Source organism: Sedimentibacter sp. LTW-03, from assembly GCF_052059825.1.
Taxonomy (GTDB): Bacteria; Bacillota; Clostridia; order Tissierellales; family Sedimentibacteraceae; genus Sedimentibacter.
Map to the genome: position 1 here is coordinate 924,058 of NZ_CP197180.1, position 23,425 is coordinate 947,482.

17 protein-coding genes, 1 other RNA gene and 1 riboswitch are annotated in these 23,425 nt (G+C 34.1%); of the genes, 17 read left to right on the forward strand and 1 reads right to left on the reverse strand.

Going from position 1 to position 23,425, the window contains the following annotated elements:
- Positions 1-2 precede the first annotated feature (2 nt).
- Positions 3-272: an ACT domain-containing protein gene (locus ACS3UD_RS04705; protein ID WP_308137579.1), complete on the reverse strand. Its 270-nt coding sequence runs from the start codon at positions 270-272 to the stop codon at positions 3-5.
- 142 nt (positions 273-414) lie between these two features.
- A riboswitch (glycine riboswitch) is annotated at positions 415-505 on the reverse strand.
- Between the two features lie 275 nt (positions 506-780).
- On the opposite strand from ACS3UD_RS04705, the gene rpoN reads away from it, so the two are divergent.
- From rpoN to ACS3UD_RS04790, 17 genes are all read left to right on the forward strand, one after another.
- Positions 781-2,196 carry an RNA polymerase factor sigma-54 gene (gene rpoN, locus ACS3UD_RS04710; protein WP_308137578.1) on the forward strand — a complete coding sequence of 472 codons (1,416 nt, stop codon included), beginning with the start codon at positions 781-783 and terminating at the stop codon, positions 2,194-2,196.
- A 269-nt stretch (positions 2,197-2,465) separates the two neighbouring features.
- On the forward strand, positions 2,466-3,491 hold the full coding sequence (locus tag ACS3UD_RS04715; RefSeq protein WP_308137577.1) for a sugar-binding transcriptional regulator: 1,026 nt from the start codon (positions 2,466-2,468) through the stop codon (positions 3,489-3,491).
- Between the two features lie 43 nt (positions 3,492-3,534).
- Positions 3,535-4,542 (forward strand): type I glyceraldehyde-3-phosphate dehydrogenase, encoded by a 1,008-nt coding sequence (gene gap / locus ACS3UD_RS04720; protein WP_308137575.1) that lies wholly within the window; start codon positions 3,535-3,537, stop codon positions 4,540-4,542.
- An 88-nt stretch (positions 4,543-4,630) separates the two neighbouring features.
- Entirely contained in the window at positions 4,631-5,824 is a 1,194-nt protein-coding gene (locus ACS3UD_RS04725) for a phosphoglycerate kinase (RefSeq protein WP_308137574.1), read from the forward strand.
- A gap of 10 nt (positions 5,825-5,834) precedes the next feature.
- Positions 5,835-6,593: a triose-phosphate isomerase gene (tpiA, locus tag ACS3UD_RS04730; protein WP_308137573.1), complete on the forward strand. Its 759-nt coding sequence runs from the start codon at positions 5,835-5,837 to the stop codon at positions 6,591-6,593.
- A gap of 12 nt (positions 6,594-6,605) precedes the next feature.
- Positions 6,606-8,144 carry a 2,3-bisphosphoglycerate-independent phosphoglycerate mutase gene (gene gpmI / locus ACS3UD_RS04735; RefSeq protein WP_308137572.1) on the forward strand — a complete coding sequence of 513 codons (1,539 nt, stop codon included), beginning with the start codon at positions 6,606-6,608 and terminating at the stop codon, positions 8,142-8,144.
- A gap of 18 nt (positions 8,145-8,162) precedes the next feature.
- Positions 8,163-9,452, forward strand: coding sequence for a phosphopyruvate hydratase (eno, locus tag ACS3UD_RS04740; RefSeq protein WP_308137571.1), 1,290 nt, complete (start codon positions 8,163-8,165; stop codon positions 9,450-9,452).
- 158 nt (positions 9,453-9,610) lie between these two features.
- Positions 9,611-9,841, forward strand: a complete 231-nt coding sequence (gene secG, locus ACS3UD_RS04745; RefSeq protein ID WP_213924319.1) for a preprotein translocase subunit SecG — start codon at positions 9,611-9,613, stop codon at positions 9,839-9,841.
- Positions 9,842-9,979: 138 nt separating this feature from the next.
- Positions 9,980-12,004 (forward strand): sodium-translocating pyrophosphatase, encoded by a 2,025-nt coding sequence (locus tag ACS3UD_RS04750; RefSeq protein ID WP_308137570.1) that lies wholly within the window; start codon positions 9,980-9,982, stop codon positions 12,002-12,004.
- Positions 12,005-12,153: 149 nt separating this feature from the next.
- Positions 12,154-12,945, forward strand: coding sequence for an alpha/beta fold hydrolase (locus ACS3UD_RS04755; RefSeq protein WP_308137569.1), 792 nt, complete (start codon positions 12,154-12,156; stop codon positions 12,943-12,945).
- A gap of 13 nt (positions 12,946-12,958) precedes the next feature.
- Positions 12,959-14,602: a UDP-N-acetylmuramoyl-tripeptide--D-alanyl-D-alanine ligase gene (locus ACS3UD_RS04760; protein WP_308137568.1), complete on the forward strand. Its 1,644-nt coding sequence runs from the start codon at positions 12,959-12,961 to the stop codon at positions 14,600-14,602.
- A 15-nt stretch (positions 14,603-14,617) separates the two neighbouring features.
- Entirely contained in the window at positions 14,618-15,775 is a 1,158-nt protein-coding gene (locus tag ACS3UD_RS04765) for a D-alanine--D-alanine ligase family protein (RefSeq protein ID WP_308137567.1), read from the forward strand.
- A 50-nt stretch (positions 15,776-15,825) separates the two neighbouring features.
- Positions 15,826-18,003 carry a ribonuclease R gene (gene rnr, locus ACS3UD_RS04770; protein WP_308137566.1) on the forward strand — a complete coding sequence of 726 codons (2,178 nt, stop codon included), beginning with the start codon at positions 15,826-15,828 and terminating at the stop codon, positions 18,001-18,003.
- A gap of 184 nt (positions 18,004-18,187) precedes the next feature.
- Positions 18,188-18,640, forward strand: a complete 453-nt coding sequence (gene smpB, locus ACS3UD_RS04775) for an SsrA-binding protein SmpB (protein WP_308137565.1) — start codon at positions 18,188-18,190, stop codon at positions 18,638-18,640.
- Between the two features lie 6 nt (positions 18,641-18,646).
- Positions 18,647-19,002: a transfer-messenger RNA gene (gene ssrA, locus ACS3UD_RS04780) on the forward strand.
- A gap of 184 nt (positions 19,003-19,186) precedes the next feature.
- Positions 19,187-20,836: an SIR2 family protein gene (locus ACS3UD_RS04785; RefSeq protein ID WP_308137564.1), complete on the forward strand. Its 1,650-nt coding sequence runs from the start codon at positions 19,187-19,189 to the stop codon at positions 20,834-20,836.
- A gap of 376 nt (positions 20,837-21,212) precedes the next feature.
- Complete coding sequence (locus ACS3UD_RS04790) at positions 21,213-22,622, forward strand: ISLre2 family transposase (protein WP_308137563.1); 1,410 nt, start codon at positions 21,213-21,215, stop codon at positions 22,620-22,622.
- Positions 22,623-23,425 lie beyond the last annotated feature (803 nt).

Genomic DNA, 23,425 nt, shown 5'->3' on the forward strand with positions numbered 1-23,425 from the left:
CCTTATATTTCATACATTTTGTCAAAAATATCTTCTCGTTGTATTCTAATATTCATACATAATTCATCACCTTTTTTGTTAAGGTGCTGCTGCAGGTCAGCGAATCCTATGTTCATTTTATCTAAATCAACCAACATTATCATTGTAAAGTACTCTCTCATTACTGTCTGGTTAATGTCAAGAATATTTATGCTGCAATTTGATAAAAGAGTTGAAATGCCGGCAATTATGCCAGTTTTGTCTTTCCCTATTATTGTTATTATACCTTTCATTATGTCCTCCAAATATTTAGTTGTGGATGAAAGTCAGGGCATAACCGCTTCACACAAAATATTGGCTTCCTTTCTGCCGAAAATACAAAAAAGAGACTTGGAAGTCTCTTTCTTTTAACAACAAAAATAAAAATACCTAGTATTTTATATCTCTGTTCTTTTACCTGAGAGTTTCATTACATTACGTAACTTTCCCCTTCGGTGCTCAAGTGAGTCTCTCCAGAGTTATGTCCATTGACGGTTAATTTATAATCTTCCGCCAACTTCATCCAACATGTTTTATTAGACGTCAGTATACACTCATTATTTATAAAAATCAAGTAATATTTTAAATTTAATATAAATTAGTTTAGCATAATTAATAAATTTTTGGTATAATGATATACTGGAAGCAATAATAGGAATTCAAATTATAATGATGTACAATAATTATAATTGCTTAATGATATAATAAATATTGAAATTTTAATAAAACTTGGTATAATAGATATCAACAAGGAGTGATATTATGAAAATGGGTTTTGAACTAAACTTATCACAAACTCAAAAGCTTATAATGACGCCTGAATTGAGACAAGCTATTCAAATTCTGCAATTCAACAATGTTGAGTTAATGGAGTTTATATACAAGCAATTGGAGGTAAATCCTTTTCTTGAATCAGCTGACAGCAAAAATCAGGAATCTGGTTCAACAGAAAATACGGGTGATGAATCTAATTATGATAAAAACGATAGCAAAGATGAAATCGATTGGAAGGAAGTCACAGAGAGGTATGACGATTTAAGTTATAAGGCATATGAGAGAAATACCGATTCAGATGAAAGGCAATCATTTGAAAGCTACACTTCAAAAAAAATGTCTTTAAAAGATCATCTTATGGTGCAGCTTGGGGTTTCTGTAAAGACAAGCAAGGAAAAGAGAATAGGTGAATTTATAATAGAGTCTCTTGACAATAAAGGGTACTTGGGATGCTCCCTTCAGGATATAAGCTTGCTGCTGAATGAAGACGTCATAGAAATAGAAAGAATTTTAAGGTTGATACAAACTTTTGATCCGGTTGGAGTAGCGGCAAGAAACTTGAGCGAATGCCTTATGATACAGCTCAGAGAAAAAGGAATACAGGATAAGAATGCATATATTATAGCTGAAAATTATCTGGAGGAAATTGCATTAAACAAGGTGCAAAAGATTGCGAAGGATTTAAAAATAAGTGTTACGAGAGTTCAAGGCCTGTGTGACATAATCAAAATGCTTGAACCAAAGCCGTCCAGAGGATTCATTGTAGATTCGGATAATATAAGGTATATAGTTCCTGATGTTACTATAGAAAAAATAAATGATGAATATGTAATAATCGTAAATGACAATAATCTTCCTACGATCACTATAAGCAGCTACTATAAAAGCATGATTAACAATTTGGCCGACAAGGAAGCAAATAAATTTGTAAATGATAAGCTTAATTCATCAATGTGGCTTATTAAGAGCATTGAACAAAGAAGAATGACATTGTACAAGGTTACTGAATCAATACTAAAATTTCAGAGAAGATTTTTTGAAGAAGGCAAGACGGCATTGAAGCCTTTGGTGTTGAAAGACGTGGCTGACGATATTGGTGTGCATGAATCTACAGTAAGCAGAGCAACAAACGGAAAATATGTTCAGACGCCAAGAGGACTGTTTGAATTAAAATATTTCTTTGCAAGCAGTATTAGTGAAACCGGAGGCGATGGAATTTCATCAACAAGTGTTAAGACTCAAATACAAAATTTGATTAACGGAGAAAATTCTCAAAAACCCATGAGTGACCAAAAGATTGCAGAAATGTTAAGTGCCGAAGGTATAAAAATTTCAAGAAGAACTGTAGCGAAATACAGAGATGAGATGAGAATACCTTCATCTTCAATGAGAAGAAGGTTTTGATAAAGCATAAATCAGAACGTACAATTACGTACGCTCTTTTTTATTTTTTGCTGTACATAAATTATTTAGTGTGATATAATTTTAACTGTAGAACATATTTGAGCATACAAATCGTAATAGTATAACACATTTCTTTTTAACATTTCTTTTTTTATCAAATTAAAAATTCAAAAAATTTTAAATTAGTATTGCAATATAAGAGAAATATGGTAAAATGATGCTAGGGACACAAAGTGCATATATGGGACATATTATATCCCGGAGGGTGTATGGATATAAACAAAATACTTGAAATACAAAATAGAATAGTTCCTGAAACTTTTGATTTATTAATGAAGAGATATGAAATTCTTAAAATTATAAGCACTTTTCAGCCGATTGGCAGAAGAAACTTATCAGCAAAACTTGGAATTTCTGAAAGGATTATGCGTGCAGAAATTGATAAATTAAAGGAAATGGATTTGCTTGATATTCAGGCTGCCGGAGTAAGCTTGACCGGAATGGGCTTAAGCTTGCTTTCAGATATACATAATACATTTTATTATATTAAAAATTTGTCTGAAATAGAATTAAAACTTATGGAAAAGCTAAGACTTAAAAGAGTAGCGGTGGTTTCCGGAGATGCGGATAAGGACAGCTTTACATTTATTGACCTTGGTAAAAAAGCTGCTGAAATTGTAAAGGATCTAATAAGAAATGATACAGTTTTAGGAATATCAGGCGGAACCACAATGGCGTGCGTAGTCAATCAGATGAAGAGAAAAAAAGGAATTAGAAATCTTTTAGTTCTTCCTGCCAGAGGCGGATTAAGCGAGGAACTTGAGATACAGGCAAATACCATTGCTGCTAATTTAGCCGAAAAACTGGATGCTTCATACAAGCTTTTGCACATTCCGGATAATCTGGATGAAACAGAATTAGGCATATTAAAAAATAATAAGCTTATAAACGATGTTCTTGAAGACATTCAGCGAATAGACTTGTTGGTTTTCGGACTTGGTAATGCCAGAGATATGGCAATAAGAAGAAAATCAGACAAACGTGTTTTTAATATAATTGAGTCGGAGAGATTAACTGCAGAGGCTTTTGGATATTTTTTCGACAAAGACGGCAATGTAAAAATGCACACTAACTCTGTGGGAATAACCATGGATAACTTCAGGTCAATAAAAAACGCAGTAGGTGTTGCCGGCGGAAGCTCTAAGGCGGAAGCTATTTATTCAATTTCTAAATTTAATAATAATTTTATCCTTATTACAGATGAAGCAGCTGCAAAAAGGATATTAGAATTATAGATAAGAATAACTAAATTAATTATATTTATAATTGGAGGATAATATGGTAAAAGTAGCAATTAACGGATTTGGAAGAATCGGAAGGCTTGCATTAAGGCTAATGACACAGGATAGCAATTTTAAGGTAATGGCAATAAATACAAATTCAAGTGCCGAGACATTGGCTTATCTGCTGAAATATGATACAGCTCACGGAAACTTTATGACGGACAAAATTACATACAATGAAAATGCATTGATAGTAGATGGAAATGAAATTATTACATCGAGCAATAAGGATCCTGAAAACTGCAATTGGAAAGAACTTGATATTGATCTTGTAATAGACTGCACAGGTAAATTTAATGATGCTGAAAAAGCACAGGCTCATATCAGAGCTGGAGCTAAAAAAGTATTGTTGTCAGCTCCTGGAAAAGGAGATTTGAAAACAATCGTATACAATGTTAACCATGAAATACTTGACGGAACTGAAACTGTAATATCAGCAGCTTCCTGCACAACAAACTGTCTGGCTCCTCTGGCAAAAGTATTAAATGATTCATTTGGAATTGAAAAAGGTTTAATGACAACTGTTCATGCATACACAAATGACCAGAACATCCATGATAACTCACATAAGAAGGGAATTATGGCAAGAAGAGGTCGTGCAGCAGCAGCGAACATCGTTCCTACAGCAACTGGTGCGGCAAAGACTGTTGGAAAAGTTCTGCCTGAATTAGAAGGAAAATTAGACGGCATAGCTCTTAGAGTTCCTACAGTTACAGGCTCTGTTGTAGACTTAACTGTTGAATTAAAAAGAAACACTACAGTTGAAGAAATAAATAAAGCTGTTAAGGAAGCATCTAATGAAACATTGGCTTACACAGAAGATCCAATAGTTTCAAGTGATGTTATAGGCAGCCATTATGCAAGTATATTTGATGCGTTATCAACTCAAATACTTGAACGTGACGGAAAACAAATGATTAAGCTTATAACATGGTATGACAATGAAATGTCGTTTACTGCCCAATTAGTAAGACTTGCTAAGTACTGGGGATCAATGAAATAATTAAACTATAGCTGAACGAGAGTGAATAACAGCGAAATTAATATTGCTGATGTTCTTCTGAGGTTCAGCTATTGTTATGGAGGATTGTATGAACAAAAAAACTTTAAGAGATATTGATGTTAAGAACAAGAGAGTTTTAGTAAGATGTGATTTCAATGTTCCCTTGGATGAAAACAGAAATATAACTGATGACATAAGAATAAAAAGCTCACTTCCTACTTTGAACTACCTTTTGGATAAAGGTGCTTCGCTGATTATCATGTCTCATTTGGGAAGGCCTAAAGGAGAAGCAAATCAGAAGTATTCGTTGTTGCCTGTGGCTGAGAGACTGAGAATACTGTTGGACAGAAAAGTAATATTTGAAAACTGTGATGCGGTAGTTGATGATAATGTAAAAAAAAGAGCTTCTCTGCTAAAAGCAGGTGAGGTTATACTTCTTCAAAACACTCGATACAGGAAAGAAGAAGAGAAGAATGGTGAAGAATTTTCAAAAGACTTAGCTTCAATGGCTGATTTATTTGTTAACGATGCATTTGGAACTGCTCATAGAGCACATGCATCAAATGCGGGAGTATGCAAATATCTTCCTTCTGCTGTGGGCTTTCTTGTAGAAAAGGAAATAGAGGTTATGGGAAATGCACTTGAAAATCCTAAAAAACCTCTTACAGCTATACTGGGTGGAGCTAAGGTATCAGATAAAATTGCTGTAATAGAAAACCTGCTGAATATTGCCGATAATATTTTGATAGGTGGAGGAATGGCATATACATTTTTGAAAGCAAATGGACATTCAATCGGAAATTCTTTGCTCGAAGAAGAAAAAGTAAGCCTTGCTAAGGAATTAACGGAAAAAGCAAGAAGTAAAAATGTCAAGCTGTTGTTGCCTGTGGATACAGTAGCCGCTAAGGAATTTAAAAATGACGCAGATTTTGTGACAGTTGATTCGGATAAAATACCTGATGATTATATGGGATTGGATATCGGAGAAAAAACCGTCGCAGCATTCAGTGATGTTATACGTGCGTCAGGAACTGTTATATGGAACGGTCCGCTTGGAGTGTTTGAAATGGAAAATTTTGCAAAAGGAACAAACTCAATTGCTAAATGTATTGCCGAAAACAAAGAGGTAATTTCCATTATAGGAGGAGGAGATAGTGCTGCAGCTGTTGAAAAAGCAGGCCTCGCCGATAAAATAACTCATATATCTACCGGAGGAGGAGCATCTCTGGAATTTTTAGAAGGAAAAGTGCTTCCCGGAATAGACGCGGTTGACAATAAATAGGAGGATTAGTATGAGAAAAACATTGATAGCCGGAAATTGGAAAATGAACAATGACATTGAGCAAAGTTTGATGCTTGCAGAAAATTTAAAATCATTGTCAGGAGAATTTGATAATAATGTGGATGTACTCATATGTCCGACTTTTACATCTTTATATTCAGTTAAGGAAGTTTTAAAAAACTCAAATATCAAAATAGGCGCACAAAATATGCATTTTGAGGATAAAGGAGCATATACAGGCGAAATATCACCGTTGATGTTAAAAGAAATGGGAATTGAATATGTTATTATAGGTCATTCTGAAAGAAGACAATATTTTAATGAAACAGATGAAACTGTCAATAAGAAATTGAAGTCTGCATTGGAGTATGGTATAATTCCTATACTATGTGTAGGTGAAACTCTTGAGCAAAGAGACAGCGGCATTGAAAAGGAAACAGTCAGAAATCAGATTACAAAGGCCTTTAATAATATAGAAGCTTCTGATGCGGAGAAAATAACTGTAGCGTATGAGCCTATATGGGCAATCGGGACAGGAAGAACTGCATCAAGCAAGCAGGCAAATGACATGGCTTCTTTTATAAGAAAATGCATTTCAGAGATATATAGTAAAGAGTCAGCCGACAATGTAATAATACAGTACGGTGGAAGTGTAAAGGGCAGCAACGCTAAAGAAATATTAAGCGAATCTGATATTGACGGTGCATTAGTAGGTGGAGCAAGCTTAAAAGCAGATGAGTTTCTAAAAATAATTAATTATGCTAAGTAAGGTAGGTTATATATGAACAAAGTAACAGCATTGATTATCCTTGACGGCTGGGGACTGGGAAAAGACTATGAAGGAAATGCGATTAAAAGAGCAAAAACACCTAATTTTGATGTGCTCATGCGAAAATACCCAAATACATCTTTGTCTGCAAGTGGATATGATGTAGGTCTTCCTAAGGGACAAATGGGAAATTCAGAGGTAGGACATTTAAATATTGGAGCTGGTAGAATTGTTTATCAGGATTTTACAAGAATAACAAAATCTATTGAAGAAGGCGGAATCAATTCCAATGAGGCTATTATTTCTGCTTTTGAACATGTGAAGAAGAACAATTCAACTCTTCATTTTATAGGACTGCTGTCAGATGGCGGCGTTCACAGCCATACATCTCATTTATTCAGTCTTATGGAGCTGGCAAAGAAAAACAATGTCGATGATATTGCAGTGCATTGCATAACTGATGGAAGAGATGTAAGCCCGACGAGCAGCCCTAATTACATAAAAGAACTCGAGAAAAAAATTAAGAATATAAAGGCAGGACGTATTGCTTCAATTATGGGAAGATACTATGCTATGGACAGAAATAGGCAGTGGGACAGGGTTGAATTGGCATACAACGCCCTAGTTAATGGAGAAGGAGAAAAGTTCGATGATCCGTTAGATGCAATAAGGATGTCTTACATAAACGGTGTTACGGATGAGTTTATCAAGCCTCTGATAATTAGAAATCAAAATGGTGAAACCACTGTAATAAAGGATAATGATGCCGTAATTTTTTACAATTTCAGGCCCGATAGGGCAAGACAGATTACGAGAGCATTTGTTGATAAAGATTTTGATAATTTTGACAGAAAAAAAGTTAATGTAAAATTTGTTTGCATGACTTTGTATGATAAAACTATTGAAAATGTTGATATTGCATTTAAACCTCATTTTGTAAAAAATACTCTTGGAGAATATTTAAGTACAAAAGGATACAAACAGCTTAGGGCTGCAGAAACTGAAAAATATGCCCATGTTACTTACTTCTTTAACGGAGAAATTGAAGAACCGTTTAAACATGAAGTAAGGATGTTGATTCCTTCACCTGATGTTCCAACATATGATTTAAAGCCTGAAATGAGCGCGTTTGAATTAAAAAATGTGATCATGGAAGAATTGGAAAAGGATATGTACCAAGTTATGATTATAAATTTTGCTAATCCTGATATGGTTGGACATACTGGTGATGTTGAAGCAGCAATAAAAGCTGTTGAGGCAGTTGATAAATGCCTCGGCGAAATAGTCAACTTTATAATTAGGTCAGACGGTACGGCAATAATTGCTGCTGATCACGGAAACTGCGAAGAAATGCTTGATCCGGCAAATTTATCCAAAATAACGGCTCATTCCACAAACAGGGTTCCGTTTATTGTAGTGAGAAATCGAAAATGCTTCACACTTAAAGAAGGTATACTGGCTGATATAGCTCCTACAATGCTTGAGCTTATGGGAGTAGAAAAACCGGTAGAAATGACGGGTCAGAGTTTAATAGTACATAAAACAAAATAAATGGAGGTCAACGATAAAATGACAATTATTTCAGATGTTTACGCAAGAGAGATATTGGATTCAAGAGGAAACCCTACAATCGAAGTCGAAGTTTGGACTGAGAGCGGCGGATATGGTAAGGCAGGAGTACCTTCAGGTGCATCAACGGGAGCATTTGAGGCTGTTGAGCTTCGTGACGGAGATAAAAAAAGATACTTGGGCAAGGGAGTTCAAAACGCTGTAGATAATGTAAACAATATAATAGCTCCGGAGCTAATAGGAAGAGATGCTGCAGAGCAGGTAGTTATAGATAAACTTTTAATAAGCCTTGACGGAACAGCAAACAAGGAAAAATTGGGAGCAAATGCAATACTGGGCGTTTCTGTTGCAGCAGCTAAAGCAGCAGCTGATACACTGGGATTGCCGCTATATCAATATTTGGGCGGAGTAAATGCTAAAGTTCTTCCGGTTCCTATGATGAATATTCTAAATGGCGGTCAGCATGCTGATAATAATGTTGATATTCAGGAATTTATGGTTATGCCTGTTGGAGCTTGCTGTTTTAAAGAAGCTCTTAGAATGGGAGCAGAGGTGTTCCACAGCCTGAAGAGTGTACTTAAATCAAAGGGATTAAGCACATCAGTAGGTGATGAAGGAGGATTTGCACCAAATCTTTCATCAAATGAAGAAGCTTTGGCAACAATTGTTGAAGCTATTGAAAAGGCAGGATACGTTCCCGGAAAAGATGTAATGCTTGCACTCGACGTGGCTGCTACAGAGCTATTTGATCCTGAAACAAAAATATACACATTAGAGGGTGAAGGAAGAAAATTCACGCAGTCAGAGCTTGTGGATTTCTATTCGGATCTTGTAAACAAATATCCTATTATATCTATTGAAGACGGCATGAATGAAGAGGACTGGGAAGGCTGGAAGATGCTTACGGAAAAACTGGGCTCAAAGATTCAGTTAATAGGAGACGATTTATTTGTAACAAACACTGAAAGGCTCAAAAAGGGAATTGAACTAAAAGTAACAAATTCAATTCTAATAAAATTAAATCAAATAGGAACAATAACTGAAACACTAGATGCAATAGAAATGGCTAAAAGGGCAGGTTACACTGCAGTAGTTTCTCACCGTTCGGGAGAAACAGATGACACTACAATTTCTGATTTGGTAATTGCGGTGAATGCTGGTCAAATAAAAACCGGAGCTCCATCAAGAATAGACCGTGTTGCAAAATACAATCAATTGCTCAGACTAGAAGATATTTTAGGTGAAGCTGCTCAGTACAGCGGTATGGATGCATTTTATAGCATTAAATAAATTAATCTAAAAATTTATGCAGGAATTTGGGTTTTGCCCTAGTTCCTGCTATAAAACGAACTATTTTGTAATTCTTAACTAAAAAATGTTGATTAAATAATTTATTAATGTTATAATTCAAATGTTATTCTAGAGATACAGTAACAGGAGGTGTTAGAATGGAAACAGTTGTAAGAATATTTTTGATAATTGCAAGTTTATTTCTTATTGGAAGCATTTTGCTTCAATCTGGTAAGCAGGCCGGTATGTCAGGAGAGATAGCAGGCGGTGCAGAATCAATCTGGGGAAGAAATAAAGGAAGAAGTTACGAGGGAAAACTTGAAAAAGCAACTGCAGTATCAGCGATTATTTTCTTGATTGCTTCACTATTATTGGTAGCTATTCAGTAATAATTTGTTATTATTTGGCAATAATAGTTTTGTATTATATTCTAATGTTATGTTAGGATATATTTTCATGTGGTTAAGCGTTTGGTCAAACCTTTCGCTTAATAATTAAATCTATTTAACAACGGAGGAAAGAATTAAATGGGCACTATAATAATAGCTCCTATAGTAGGAGTTTTGGCTTTGCTGTTCGCTTTTTATAAAGCATCCAGCATAAGCAAGGTAAATCCAGGCAATGAAAGAATGAAAGAAATATCTTCATATATTCATGAAGGTGCTATGGCGTTCCTTGCAAGGGAATATAAGTCAGTTGGAATTTTTGCAATTATACTTTTCATTGTATTGGGTCTGGCAATCAACTGGGGAACTGCAATAGCATATGCTATCGGTTCTGGATTTTCTGTTCTGGCAGGATACTTTGGTATGACTGTTGCTACTAAGGCAAACGTAAGAACAGCAAACGCAGCTAAGGAATCAGGAATGAATAAAGCATTAGACGTTGCTTTTTCAGGTGGTTCTGTAATGGGTATGGTTGTAGTAGGCTTGGGTCTGTTTGGATTAGGTGGATTTTGGCTTATATTTAAAGACGCAAGTGTTATAACAGGATTCAGTCTTGGAGCTTCATCAGTTGCTTTATTTGCACGTGTTGGCGGAGGTATATATACTAAAGCTGCCGATGTTGGAGCAGACCTTGTTGGTAAGGTTGAATCAGGAATCCCTGAGGACGATCCAAGGAACCCTGCAGTTATAGCAGATAACGTTGGTGATAATGTTGGTGACGTTGCTGGTATGGGTGCTGACTTATTTGAATCATATGTAGGATCTATAGTATCTGCAATTACATTGGGAGTTATCGCGTATGAAGGCGGAGAAGGAGTGTTTTTCGCATTAATGATCGCTTCTGTAGGTATTGTTGCTTCAATAATCGGTACAATGTTTGTAAAAGCAAAAGAAGGTTCAAACCCACAAAAAGCTTTAAACATGGGTACATATGTAAGTTCATTAATAGTTATGGTATCTGCATTTTTCCTTAGTCAATCTATACTAGGAAGCAGACTTCCATTCTGGGCAATAGTATTTGGCTCAGCTGTAGGATTAATCATAGCTAAGATTACTGAAATGTATACTTCAGATGAATATAAATATGTTAAAGAAATTGCTGAGCAGTCTGAAACTGGTGCTGCTACTACAATTATAAGCGGTTTATCTGTTGGTATGAGATCAACTGCATACCCTATAATAGTATTGGCAGTTGGTATCATCGGTGCTTATTTAATAGCAGGTTATACATCAAACGGTATTGATGCTGTTAAAGGTTTGTACGGTATAGCACTTGCTGCTGTAGGTATGCTTTCAACAGCAGGTATGACAGTAGCAGTAGATGCTTACGGTCCTATTTCAGACAATGCAGGTGGTATTGCTGAAATGTGTGAATTGCCTCACTCTGTAAGAGAAATTACAGATAAATTGGACTCAGTAGGAAATACAACAGCTGCTATCGGTAAAGGATTTGCTATAGGATCAGCTGCGCTTACTGCTTTGGCATTGTTTGCATCATATACACAAGCAGTTGGAATTACATCTATAAGCTTAACAGAACCTACAGTTATTGCTGGATTATTTATAGGTGGGATGCTTCCATTCCTGTTCTCTGCAATCACAATGAGTGCAGTTGGTAAAGCAGCATTCTCTATGATAGAAGAAGTAAGAAGACAGTTCAAAGAATTACCTGGAATAATGGAAGGTAAAGATAAGCCTGATTACAGAAGATGTGTTGATATTTCAACTGCAGCAGCTTTAAGAGAAATGATTATACCTGGCCTGTTAGCAGTAGTAGTTCCATTGCTTGTTGGCTTATTATTAGGTACTGAAGCTCTTGGAGGTTTACAGGCAGGTGCTTTGGTAACAGGTGTTCTGATGGCTATATTTATGTCAAACTCAGGTGGAGCATGGGATAATGCTAAGAAATACATCGAAGGTGGCACACACGGAGGAAAAGGAAGCGATGCTCATAAGGCAGCAGTTGTAGGAGATACTGTAGGTGACCCGTTCAAGGATACTTCAGGACCTTCAATCAATATTTTAATCAAGCTTATGACAGTTGTTTCTCTCGTATTTGGACCTATGCTGGCTCAGTACGGCGGAGTGCTTTTAAAATTCTTTTAAGTAAACTTATTAAGAGACTTCTCTTTGTGAGAAGTCTTTTTTTGTTGCAGATTTCTATAAACTGACATATAATAGTAGTAATAATTTTAAATAATGTAATGAAAATAATTAGGTTAAGTAGGTATCAGTATTGTGCGCTACAAAGACTTATGGGAAGGATTGATTATCGGATAATGCATGTTGATATTGACGGCATAAAAATTAACTATATAGACGAAGGAAGCGGAAAAACTGTATTGCTTCTTCACGGATGGGGCGGGAGCATTCAGACGATGAATCCTATTGCAAATTTTTTAAAGGATAAATGCAGAGTAATTGCGTTGGATCTGCCAGGCTTTGGGGAAAGTGGTATTCCTGATACTCCATGGAATTCCTACAATTATGCAGAATGTATAAAAAAATTTATTGATAAGCTTCAGCTAAGTGAAATTATTTTATTCGGACATTCTCACGGAGGAAGAATATCAATAATTCTAGCTGGAAAATATGATTTAGTTAAGAAGTTAATACTCATTGACAGCGCAGGCATAATACCGAAAAGGAAGCTAAACTATTATGTAAAAGTTTATTCATTCAAATTATTAAAGAAGTTATATATGATATTTTCTGCTGGTGATTCAAAAGAGCAAAGAGCTGAAAAGTTTTATAAAAGATTTGGATCCGAGGATTATAAATCAGCCCATGGTATTATGAGGCAGACCATGGTTAAGGTTATTAATGACAACCTTATTAATGTACTTCCTTCAATAAATGCTCCTACATTGCTTATATGGGGGGAAAATGATGAAGACACACCGATTTATATGGGAAAATTGATGGAAGACAGGATTGCTGACAGTGGATTAGTAGTTTTGGAGGGCGCAGGACATTATTCATATATTGATTGTTATGACCGTTTTAAGGCAGTAATTAACGTTTTTTTAAAAGACGAATTCAAATAATGGGAGTGAAAAAATGCAGACATTAATTTTTTTGTTTTCGGCATGCTGGCTGATGCTTTGTTTTATTAAATTGAAGTTTAATTTGCACATGCTTCAGATTGAAGGATATAAGAACCAGAAGTACATAGATTGGATGTCAGCACATAAGGATAAAATATTTACGAAAAACGATAGAATTTATTCAATAATAATGATTATTAATACGTTGTTTTTTATGCTGGCCGCAACAGGAGCAGAAGAAAGAAACCTGTCCCCTTATGCAATGGCAGCTTCACTGATTACTTCAGTATTCTTGATAATAAATACAAAGAAGAAGGATGAAGCAAAAAAACCTCTTGTCATGACAAACAGGGCAAAAAGGCTCATTTTGATTGCTGTATCCCTCACGGTGGTTGATTTTTTAATTTTAATCGGAATTATATATTTTATTTCCGGTAATATTGTGAGATATTTTCCACTTTGGTCGGGAATTTTGGCAATAGTATACTTGTTCAGCGCATATTATGTATTGGGGGCTAACTATATAGCCGTACCAATAGAGAAAAATATAAATAAAAAATTCTATAATCAAGCCTCTGATAAAATCAAAGAAATGAAAAACATTACATCCATAGGTATTACCGGGAGTTATGGAAAAACAAGCACAAAGTTTGCTGCGGCATCGATACTTAAAGAAAAGTATTCAGTTTTAAATACTCCTGAAAGCTACAATACCCCCATGGGGATAAGCAAAATAATAAACAGCAAGTTAACTGATGAATACGAGATTTTTATTGCAGAGCTAGGAGCAACGAAAATAGGTGATATTGATGAAGTTGCTGCTTTAACCAATCCTAAGATAGGAATTTTAACCTCAATAGGGCCGTGCCATCTTGAGACATTTAAATCAATAGACAACATTATGAGGACTAAGTATGAGCTCATTGAAAGGCTCCCTGATGACGGAATTGCAATATTTAACTATGATAATGATTATGTGAAAAAGCTTGCTGATAAGACATTTAAAGAAAAAATATGCTACGGAATTAAAAATATCGAAGATACAGATTTGTTTGCAACCGACATTAAGGTAGGAAGCACCGGTTCAAAATTTACTCTGTGTATAAAGGATATGGGAACAGTAGAGTGTGAAACAAAGTTGCTGGGAGAGCATAATATTTTGAATATTCTTGCGGGTGCTTCTGTTGCTAAAGTTTTAGGGCTCACTCTTGATGAAATAGCAAGAGGGATAAGCAAGATTGAAAGCGTTGAGCACAGGCTTCAGCTAATTGATCCGGGAACCGGCGCAATTGTTATTGATGATGCATTCAACTCAAATCCTGACGGAGCTAAAGCTGCATTAGAAGTTTTAGATTCATTTGCAGAAAGAAGAAAAATCATTGTTACACCAGGAATGGTTGAACTGGGAGAGGTAGAAGAACAGGAAAATGAGAAATTTGGAGAAAATATTGCAATAACCTGTGACGCCGTTATTTTAATAGGTAAAAAAAGAACGGAAGCCATACAGAGAGGGCTGAAGAAAAAAGCGTTCAATGAAGATGATTTGTATGTGGTTAATTCGTTGAGCGAAGCTACTGAAGTGCTGAAAACATTAACTAGGGCAGGCGACGTTGTTTTATTTGAAAATGATTTGCCGGACACATACAATGAGCATTAAGCAATGGAGGTATATATGAAAAAATCAGTAGGTATTATTATTGGAGGAAGGACAGTAGAACACGAGGTTTCAATAATTACAGGATTACAGGTTTTAGATAACATAGACAAAACACTTTATGAACCAAGGATAATATACATTCAAAAGGATGGAAGCTGGTATGTTGGAAACAGTCTCCATAATATAAACAATTATAAAGTAAAAAAATTTGATGATGCTTATGAAATATTGCCGGGATTTAAGAACAATAAATTAGTTCTTTATCCTCATCCTGACATAAGGCAGGGGCTTTTCGGGAAAAAATATAGTACATATGAAATTGATATTGTGTTTCCTGCTGTTCATGGAACAAATGTTGAGGACGGAGCTCTTCACGGATTATTTCAGATGAATGATGTTCCGTGTGCATTCGGTTCGGTGTTAAGTTCTGCTGTGGGAATGGATAAAGTTATTATGAAAAAAGTATTTGAAAGCAACAACCTTCCTGTAGTGGATTATACATGGTTTTACAGAAGCAGTTTTGAGGAAGATAAAGAAAATATTTTGACTGAATGCGAGAAGATTGGATATCCCATGATAGTAAAACCGGCCAACTTAGGTTCAAGCGTTGGCATAAGCAAAGCTAAGAACTATGATGAGCTGCTTTTTTCAATTCAGGTAGCCATGTCATACGACAGAAAGGTAATAGTGGAAAAATGTGTCGAAAACGTGAGAGAAATAAACTGTGCTGTCATGGGATTTGAGAATGATCTTACAGCTTCCTTGTGTGAGGAGCCTGTAGGATGGGAAGAATTCCTTACATATGAAGATAAGTATGTTAATAAAAAGAAGGATGCATCGGAGTCAAAAAGAAGGATTCCCGCAGATATTGAAAAGGAAGTTGAGGAGGATATTAAAAAATATGCTAAAGAAGCTTTCAGATCCATTGATTGCTGCGGAGATGCAAGAATAGATTTTTTATATGACGGTAACAATATATATGTGAATGAAATTAATACTATACCCGGCTCAATTGCATTTTATCTGTGGGAAGGAATAGGAATCTCATTTACAGAACTGGTTTCAAGAATACTTAAATTTGCTGAAATCCAGCATGAACAAAGAAAATCAAATATTATTTCTTACGATATTGATTTGTTGAATAAGATGGGAAGCAGCGGTAAACATAAATAGAAAAGCATAGTATGGGCGGGGTTACCCGCCCGTTTTAAGGAGAGCAGTAGATGAACTTTAAAGAAAAAATTTTGGAATTTATGAGAGAGGAAGCTTACAAGCCTTTAACATTAAGCGAGCTCATGCGTGTGTTTAAAATTGAGAGCAGCATGAAAAAAGAAGTGTTAAAGACACTTAACGAATTAGAAAGTGAAGGCAGAGTAATTTTTACCAGATCTAACAGATATGGTTTGCCGGAAAAAATGAACTTGATTATAGGAACGTTGGATGGAAATCAAAAAGGATTTGCATTCCTAAGACCTGATGACGACAAAATAAACGACATATTTATTTCCCCTGCTGACATGAACGGTGCCATGCACGGGGACAGAGTCATAGTAAGGCCTATGAAAACAACTGAAGAGGTAAAAAGTCCAGAAGGAAAAGTTATACGAATCATACAAAGGGCTAACAGCTATGTTATAGGAACGTTTCAAAAAAGCAGACACTTTGGTTTTGTGGTTGCAGATGATAAGCGAATTGCATATGATATTTTCATACCTAGAGAAGAGTTTAACGGAGCAAATACCAACGACAAGGTAAATGTAATAATAACTGAATGGCCTCACGAAAGAAAAAATCCTGAAGGTAAAATTGTTGATATAATTGGAAATATAGGGGATACGGATACACATATAGAAGCTGTACTTTTAAACAAAAAAGTAAGACAGACATTTCCAGAAGATGTTATAAAGGAAGCTGTAAGAGTATCCGCAGAAGGAATTCACCAGCAGGAATACAAAAGAAGAGCCGATTTAAGAACGCTTAACATTATTACAATTGACGGTGAAGATGCAAAAGACTTGGATGATGGTGTTTACGCAGTTAAAATTAGCGATGATGAATACAAACTTGGGGTACACATAGCGGATGTAACTCACTACGTTAAGGAAGACCGAAAGATGGATAAAGAAGCCTTAAAAAGAGGAACGAGCATTTATCTTGTAAATAGAGTTATTCCAATGCTTCCAAAAGAATTATCAAATGGAGTGTGCAGCCTTAATCCCAATGAAGATAAGCTTGCTCTTTCTGTAGATATGACTATTAACGGCAAGGGCAACGTAGTTGATTATAAAATATATGAAAGCATAATAAAAAATCATTATCGCATGACGTATACTGACGTATCGGAAATTCTGGAAAACAATGATGAAAAACTTAGCCTTAAGTATAAGGAAATAGTACCTATGCTGAAAACAATGGAAGAATTAAGCCTTATACTGAGAAAGAAAAGAGAAACAAGAGGAGCAATAGACTTTGAATTTCCGGAAACAAAAATTGTTACAGATGAAAAAGGAAAGGCTGTTGATGTAACGAAGTATGAAAGGCGTGTATCTAATAAAGTAATCGAAGAATTTATGCTGGTATGCAATGAAACTGTTGCAGAGCATTATTACTGGATGAATATGCCGTTTGTGTATAGGATACATGAGGAACCGGATGAGGTCAAAATGTTTGAATTCAACACACTTATTCATAATCTTGGCTATACTCTGAAGGGAGTGAACAACGAAATTCATCCGAAAGAGTTGCAGCAGCTTCTCGCAAAAATTAAAGGAAAAAAAGAAGAAAATCTAATAAATAATATGATGCTTAGGTCATTAAAGAAGGCTATATATTCATCGAAAAGCTCACAGCACTTTGGGTTGGCAGCACAATACTACTGCCATTTTACTTCTCCTATCAGAAGATACCCTGATTTACAGATACACCGTATTATAAAAGGGCAACTAAATGGCAAATTTACAGAACAGGATTATCAGAGACTTACTGATAGAACAGCAGCTGTTGCAGAGCAGTCATCTACCATGGAAAGAATTGCTGATGAAGTAGAAAGAGATGTAGATAAAATTAAAATAGCGGAGTATATGTCTGACAAAATAGGAAATGAGTATGAAGGAACTGTATCCGGAGTAACAAGCTTTGGATTATTTGTAGAACTTGAAAATTCAGTTGAAGGTCTTGTACATATATCAAATATGACAGATGACTTCTATATTTTTAATGACGAAAGAAGAGAATTATTCGGTCAAGCAAGCAGAAAAACATATAAAATTGGCGACGATGTAAAAATAAGAGTTGAAAATGTAAGCATTCCGAGAGCAGAAATTGACTTTGCGTTTATTGATGAATTTAGCGAAGATGATTTTGAATATGATGAAAATGAGCTTACGGGAATAGGAAACTGAATTTAATAATAATTTAAGGATTGTGAGATATAATAATAAGGGATGGTCGGAAGGCTATCCCGGCACACCTTTTACTAAAAGATGCATAAAAACATAATATATGCATAATTAATAAAAAATCTGACATTTGACAGATTAAAAATTTAATGCTATAATCATCCTACACTCTACGGTAGGTGATTAAATGGCTGTAAATACAAAAAAAATTGCAAGCAACAAAAAAGCATATCATGAATATTTTGTAGAAGATAAGTATGAAGCTGGAATTGTTCTTGTGGGAACAGAAGTTAAATCAATAAGACAGGGTAAAGTTAACTTAAAGGATAGTTATGTAAACATAAAAGATGGTGAAGCCTATGTTTATAACATGCATATAAGTCCCTATGAAAAAGGTAACATTTACAATGTGAATCCCCTTAGACCCAGAAAGCTGCTTTTAAACAAAAGAGAAATAAGAAAGCTTATAGGGCTGATAACATTGAAGGGATATTCACTTATACCGTTGAGTTTGTATCTTAAAAACGGCCTTGTTAAAATGGAAATGGCAGTTGCAAAAGGTAAGAAAAACTATGATAAACGTCAGGACATAGCCAAAAAAGATGCCGAACGCCGCATGCAAAGGCGCGACGATTATTAATATTTCGGGGGCGTAAATGGTTTCGACGGGGGTATAGAAGGAAGATAAGCGAGTCGTTGTCGCCAAACAACGCAAAAAGTGGCAACAAAATATAAACGCAAAAGAAAATAATAATTTAGCATTCGCAGCGTAAGCTGCTTGCTTGTCCCACTTAGACGACCTGCAGTCTGAGTTGGGGCATCATCTGAAGCAGGGAACTGCATCAGGGGTTCTTCGACCTGGTGTTGAACAATCGAAGATAGCCGATGTTATGGCCTGACGATAGGCAATAGCTGAGGCGAAATAAAAAGTATCGTCTGCACTCGGAGAAAGTCTTGTGGAAATATTTTCGGACGTGGGTTCGACTCCCACCGCCTCCATTTTTAAAACCACGACAAAGGACCACAATATAAATGTTGTGGTTCTTTATTGTATATGAAAATAAAAAACCACAACAAAAGGGAAATATGATATAATTAATTAAAATCGAATGTTAATAACTTAATAAGAAAAAAATTAAAGCTAAAAATATGTGTGTTATTTAAAGTGATGTAGGGGTGTGTATGTATGTTTAAAGAAATGCAAAGTAAGTTGAAAACAGTAGGAATTGCACCAATATTTTTTATAGGTTCAGGTATTTCGAGAAGATATATAAATAGTCCTAATTGGATTGGTTTATTAAAAGAAGTTGTAGAGGATAGAGATATTAATTTTACAAAACTAGTTCAAAAATATACAGACAGTAGCAATGTTGTCAATAATGAACAGTTAGCTCAAGAACTAGAGGATATATATTTTGATAAGCTTAACGATGATGAAATTGAAGATGGTGGTAATAAGCCATACTATTTTAGAAAAAAAATCTCTAATATTATTGAAAAATATTTAATTGAGAATATTGATAAATTAGACAATAATACTGAAATAATTGAATTTAAGAATACTAGGCCAGCAGCTATAATTACTACTAATTATGATAGATTATTAGAGAATATTTATGGCAATGAATATTCAGTGCTAATTGGACAAGATTCTTTACTCGGAAGTGTTTTGGACGGAGTAGGTGAGATTTATAAAATACATGGATGTGCAAGTAGTCCGAACAGTATTGTTATAACTGAAAAGGATTACAACAATTTCTTTTATAAGAATAAGTACTTAAATGCCAAGTTATTAACTCTATTTCTTGAGTACCCAATAATCTTTATGGGATATAGTATAAGTGACAGGAATATAATAAGTATATTATCAACGATTTTCGAAATGTTGTCACCTGAAAAAGTAGAAGAACTAAAAAGTAGAATTTGGTTCATTCAGCAAGGCGATCAGAATAAAAAAACTACAGTTAGAATAAATCTTAATGAAGGCCATTATATGGATATAAATTCATTTGTTTTATCTGATTATAGCAAACTTTATAGTGCTATTAGCGATATTAGCATAAAAAAATTACCAATAAAATTTTTAAAATTTTTAAAGTCAAATTTATATGAACTAATTGCTAGTCAAGAATATAACCCTAAACTTTTAGATGTAAATGTAAGAGATTTAGAGAATATAAATGATTTTGACGAAGTAAGTGAGTTTGTTGGCTTAACATTTTCAACAGAGAAACGTATTGCCTTCTGTAATAATGAAAATTTGTGTAAAGCATTTTTACAATCAGATAAATTACCCTATTATATTGAAAAGGATTTATTAAATTATAGGAGAAATAATATAGTACCTTTTTATAAGTTCTTAGCTAATTTAACTTTTGAAGAATTAATGAGTTATGTTAAGAATGATGAATCAAGATTTTATAAAAATCTCTTAGATGATAAATTTGATTATAAAATTTTTATCGGGAAAGAGCTAAAAGTTAACTTCAACAGTAAATTAACAAAAAGAAGACTAAATGAATACGCTAATAATTTTGTTGAAGAGAATGGATTACAGAGTAACCAAATGAGTTCTGTAATTAGATATGTAATATTGCAATTGTTGAATTCTAATATAGCCAATGTTATTGAACCGCATTTTTTTATAAAAGATTACAGTAAAGAAATTGTAAAAGTTATGACTCACCTTTCAGATGACTTTATTAGAAAAAATGAATTCGCAATATTTAAAATTTTGAATTCTTTAATTATTAAAGATAAGTCTGAGCATAACTTTAGATATTTACTATGTCATATAGATAGAGCAATATATAGAAATAAAATAATAAATAATTAAATAAATGTATTAGAAATCTAATATAATTATTAAAGCAAATATTTGAATTAATTATGATGTTTTTAGTGGATTTGCACTTTGCGGTACGCCTCCATTTTAAAAATCACGACAGAAATGTCGTGATTTTTTGCGTTCCAACATGGTTGGCAGCTTAGCGGTGTATGGGGCTTGGTTGTAGATACCATTAAATATGGCCAAGGGTGTACGTCATGTGGTTTAAAGTGAAGGAAGTTGTAGGCAAAGGAAAAGTTTCATTAAGAAAAGCTATTTTAGAAATTCTTAGTGTAAAATTACTGTAGGAAAAAACAAGAAAAGAATAGCCCTTTATGTTAAGATTAAGTATCACGCAAAATCTAACAGAAGGAAGGACTATTCTATGGAAACCATTATACACTATATTGCAAAAAAAATCACTGAAGAAACAATAAAAAATTTAGAAAATGTATTAACCGGAACTGATAAGATACCAGAATACATTGAAAATACAAAGCGCACACTAAATGATGTAGGAGTAAAATTAATAAAAGTTTTGTTTGATGCATGCGAAGAAAGCATACGACAAACGGGGAAGCAAAAAAGAGAGTGGTATGTTGAAAAAAGGAACATGGAAAAAACATATAGCACAATATTTGGAGATGTAAAATATAAGAGGACCTATTACAAGAATAAAAAAACAGGAGAATACAAATATCTTTCAGATGATTTCTTAGGAATAGAAGTACATGAAAGAATGGATATGATGCTTCAATCCCAGCTTATTGAAAGCGCAATAGATGTTTCATACAGTAAAAGTGGAAGGAATAGCGTTCCAGATCAAGAGTTTAGCAATCAAACCGTTATGAACAACATAAGAAAACTAGATGAAATAGAAAATAGTGCTGTAGAAAAGACGGTTTATAAAAAGAAGACAAATAAAAAATTGGAAGCGAAACTTCTGTATGTAGAAGCGGATGAAGATCATGTAGCAATGCAAGATGGAACTAACAAACAGATGAAATTGATTTATGTACATGAAGGGTTAAAAAACGAAGGTAAAAATAGAAATGCTCTAATAAATCCAAGATATTTTACAGGATTATATAACAATAATAATGAACAGCTTTGGTTAGAAGTAGCTGACTACATATACAAATATTATGATACAGATAAAATAGAAAGGGTGTATTTATCAGGAGATGGCGCTAATTGGATAAAAGAGGGCTTAAATTGGATAGACAAAAGTATCTATGTGTTAGATAGATTCCATTTATCAAAATATATAAAACAAGCTACAGCACATATACCCTATACAACACCTGTAATGTGGGGATACGTAAATAAAGGAAAGAAAGAATGGGTAAGTGATTTATTTGAAGAAATATTAGATTGTACAGAAAACGTAACGAAAAGAAATTCAGTACTTGAATCACGCAGATATATTATGAATAACTGGGAAGGAATAAGAAATCAATACAACCTAGATTATGTTGGCTGCAGTGCAGAAGGGCATGTGAGTCATATTCTATCGAATAGACTTAGTTCTAGGCCTATGGGTTGGAGTGGAGTTGGAGCTGACCAAATGGCTAGATTACGGGTTTACAAGAAGAATGGTGGCAAGGTTTATGACTTAATGAAACTTAAGAAACAATCAGAGTTTAAAGAAAGAAAAATCAAAGAGCTTGATAAGCGTGTAGTGAAAAAGAAATTAAATGTTTCAATAAATGAAACACTTGATAATTTAGAAATTATTAATATAGGCAAAAGAACGCAAATGAGTGAATTTCTTAAGTCTATTCGTGGTGCTTAATTTTACTAAGGGAATTTATTGTTTTTATTTTCCGAAAGCAACTTGACACTATCTTAGAAATTACAAGATTTGACAAATTATTCAAATAATGATATTGTTAAGTAAAGTTTCTGTATGATGGTATAGTATTATTCAAAAATACTATTGCTGAATTAACTAATGTTTATGCAACAGAGACTTATATACAAATCTATCAGAAGTATCTTTATAGGTCAATGTTTATCTTTAGGACCACATGAATGTTTTTTTAAAGGTAAAGAACTTAATTCCTATTTATCACATTAACGGAGTGATAACGATTCCTGACAATGTTGTAATAATCAGTGAAGATTATGTATCTTTATTTCGTCCAAACGATTAAAGGCAATCAAGATTACCTTTTTTGATTTATCTTCAAAATGTATTCGAAAAATTAAGTAATCGTGCACTTCCAAGAGGAGCGTTTAAAGCGCATGATATTAAATTACAAGTTCTAATAGACATTTTAGAAATTATAAACTTAAAAAAATGCCACCTTCATTTTCTTTACTATAGCCGAATCTTTAGGAAATGTAGCATACTATGTTGGCGATGAATTAGAATCTTGGTATGCTTACATAACATGGAAATTAGAAAAGACATAAATACCAAATGATATTAAAGAAGAATTAATTAAATATGCTAAGGCAAATAGAGCATGTTTTCGGTTAATAAAATTACTGAAAGATTTGTAATAGTTTAACCTATTACTTGTATTGAAACATAGGAGTTGATATAATTAGAAAAGTTATCTTCTCTAAAAACTGATTGTTTAAAGCTGTTTT

What these genes read in the sequence shown, in the direction of transcription:
- tpiA (WP_308137573.1), top strand. Translation starts at nt 5,835, where the DNA reads ATGAGAAAAACATTGATAGCCGGAAATTGGAAAATGAACAATGACATT.
- gap (WP_308137575.1), top strand. Translation starts at nt 3,535, where the DNA reads ATGGTAAAAGTAGCAATTAACGGATTTGGAAGAATCGGAAGGCTTGCA.
- ACS3UD_RS04760 (WP_308137568.1), top strand. Translation starts at nt 12,959, where the DNA reads ATGCAGACATTAATTTTTTTGTTTTCGGCATGCTGGCTGATGCTTTGT.
- ACS3UD_RS04725 (WP_308137574.1), top strand. Translation starts at nt 4,631, where the DNA reads ATGAACAAAAAAACTTTAAGAGATATTGATGTTAAGAACAAGAGAGTT.
- secG (WP_213924319.1), top strand. Translation starts at nt 9,611, where the DNA reads ATGGAAACAGTTGTAAGAATATTTTTGATAATTGCAAGTTTATTTCTT.
- rpoN (WP_308137578.1), top strand. Translation starts at nt 781, where the DNA reads ATGAAAATGGGTTTTGAACTAAACTTATCACAAACTCAAAAGCTTATA.
- smpB (WP_308137565.1), top strand. Translation starts at nt 18,188, where the DNA reads ATGGCTGTAAATACAAAAAAAATTGCAAGCAACAAAAAAGCATATCAT.
- ACS3UD_RS04755 (WP_308137569.1), top strand. Translation starts at nt 12,154, where the DNA reads ATGGGAAGGATTGATTATCGGATAATGCATGTTGATATTGACGGCATA.
- eno (WP_308137571.1), top strand. Translation starts at nt 8,163, where the DNA reads ATGACAATTATTTCAGATGTTTACGCAAGAGAGATATTGGATTCAAGA.
- ACS3UD_RS04715 (WP_308137577.1), top strand. Translation starts at nt 2,466, where the DNA reads ATGGATATAAACAAAATACTTGAAATACAAAATAGAATAGTTCCTGAA.
- gpmI (WP_308137572.1), top strand. Translation starts at nt 6,606, where the DNA reads ATGAACAAAGTAACAGCATTGATTATCCTTGACGGCTGGGGACTGGGA.
- ACS3UD_RS04750 (WP_308137570.1), top strand. Translation starts at nt 9,980, where the DNA reads ATGGGCACTATAATAATAGCTCCTATAGTAGGAGTTTTGGCTTTGCTG.
- ACS3UD_RS04790 (WP_308137563.1), top strand. Translation starts at nt 21,213, where the DNA reads ATGGAAACCATTATACACTATATTGCAAAAAAAATCACTGAAGAAACA.
- ACS3UD_RS04765 (WP_308137567.1), top strand. Translation starts at nt 14,618, where the DNA reads ATGAAAAAATCAGTAGGTATTATTATTGGAGGAAGGACAGTAGAACAC.
- ACS3UD_RS04705 (WP_308137579.1), bottom strand. Translation starts at nt 272, where the DNA reads ATGAAAGGTATAATAACAATAATAGGGAAAGACAAAACTGGCATAATT.
- ACS3UD_RS04785 (WP_308137564.1), top strand. Translation starts at nt 19,187, where the DNA reads ATGTTTAAAGAAATGCAAAGTAAGTTGAAAACAGTAGGAATTGCACCA.
- rnr (WP_308137566.1), top strand. Translation starts at nt 15,826, where the DNA reads ATGAACTTTAAAGAAAAAATTTTGGAATTTATGAGAGAGGAAGCTTAC.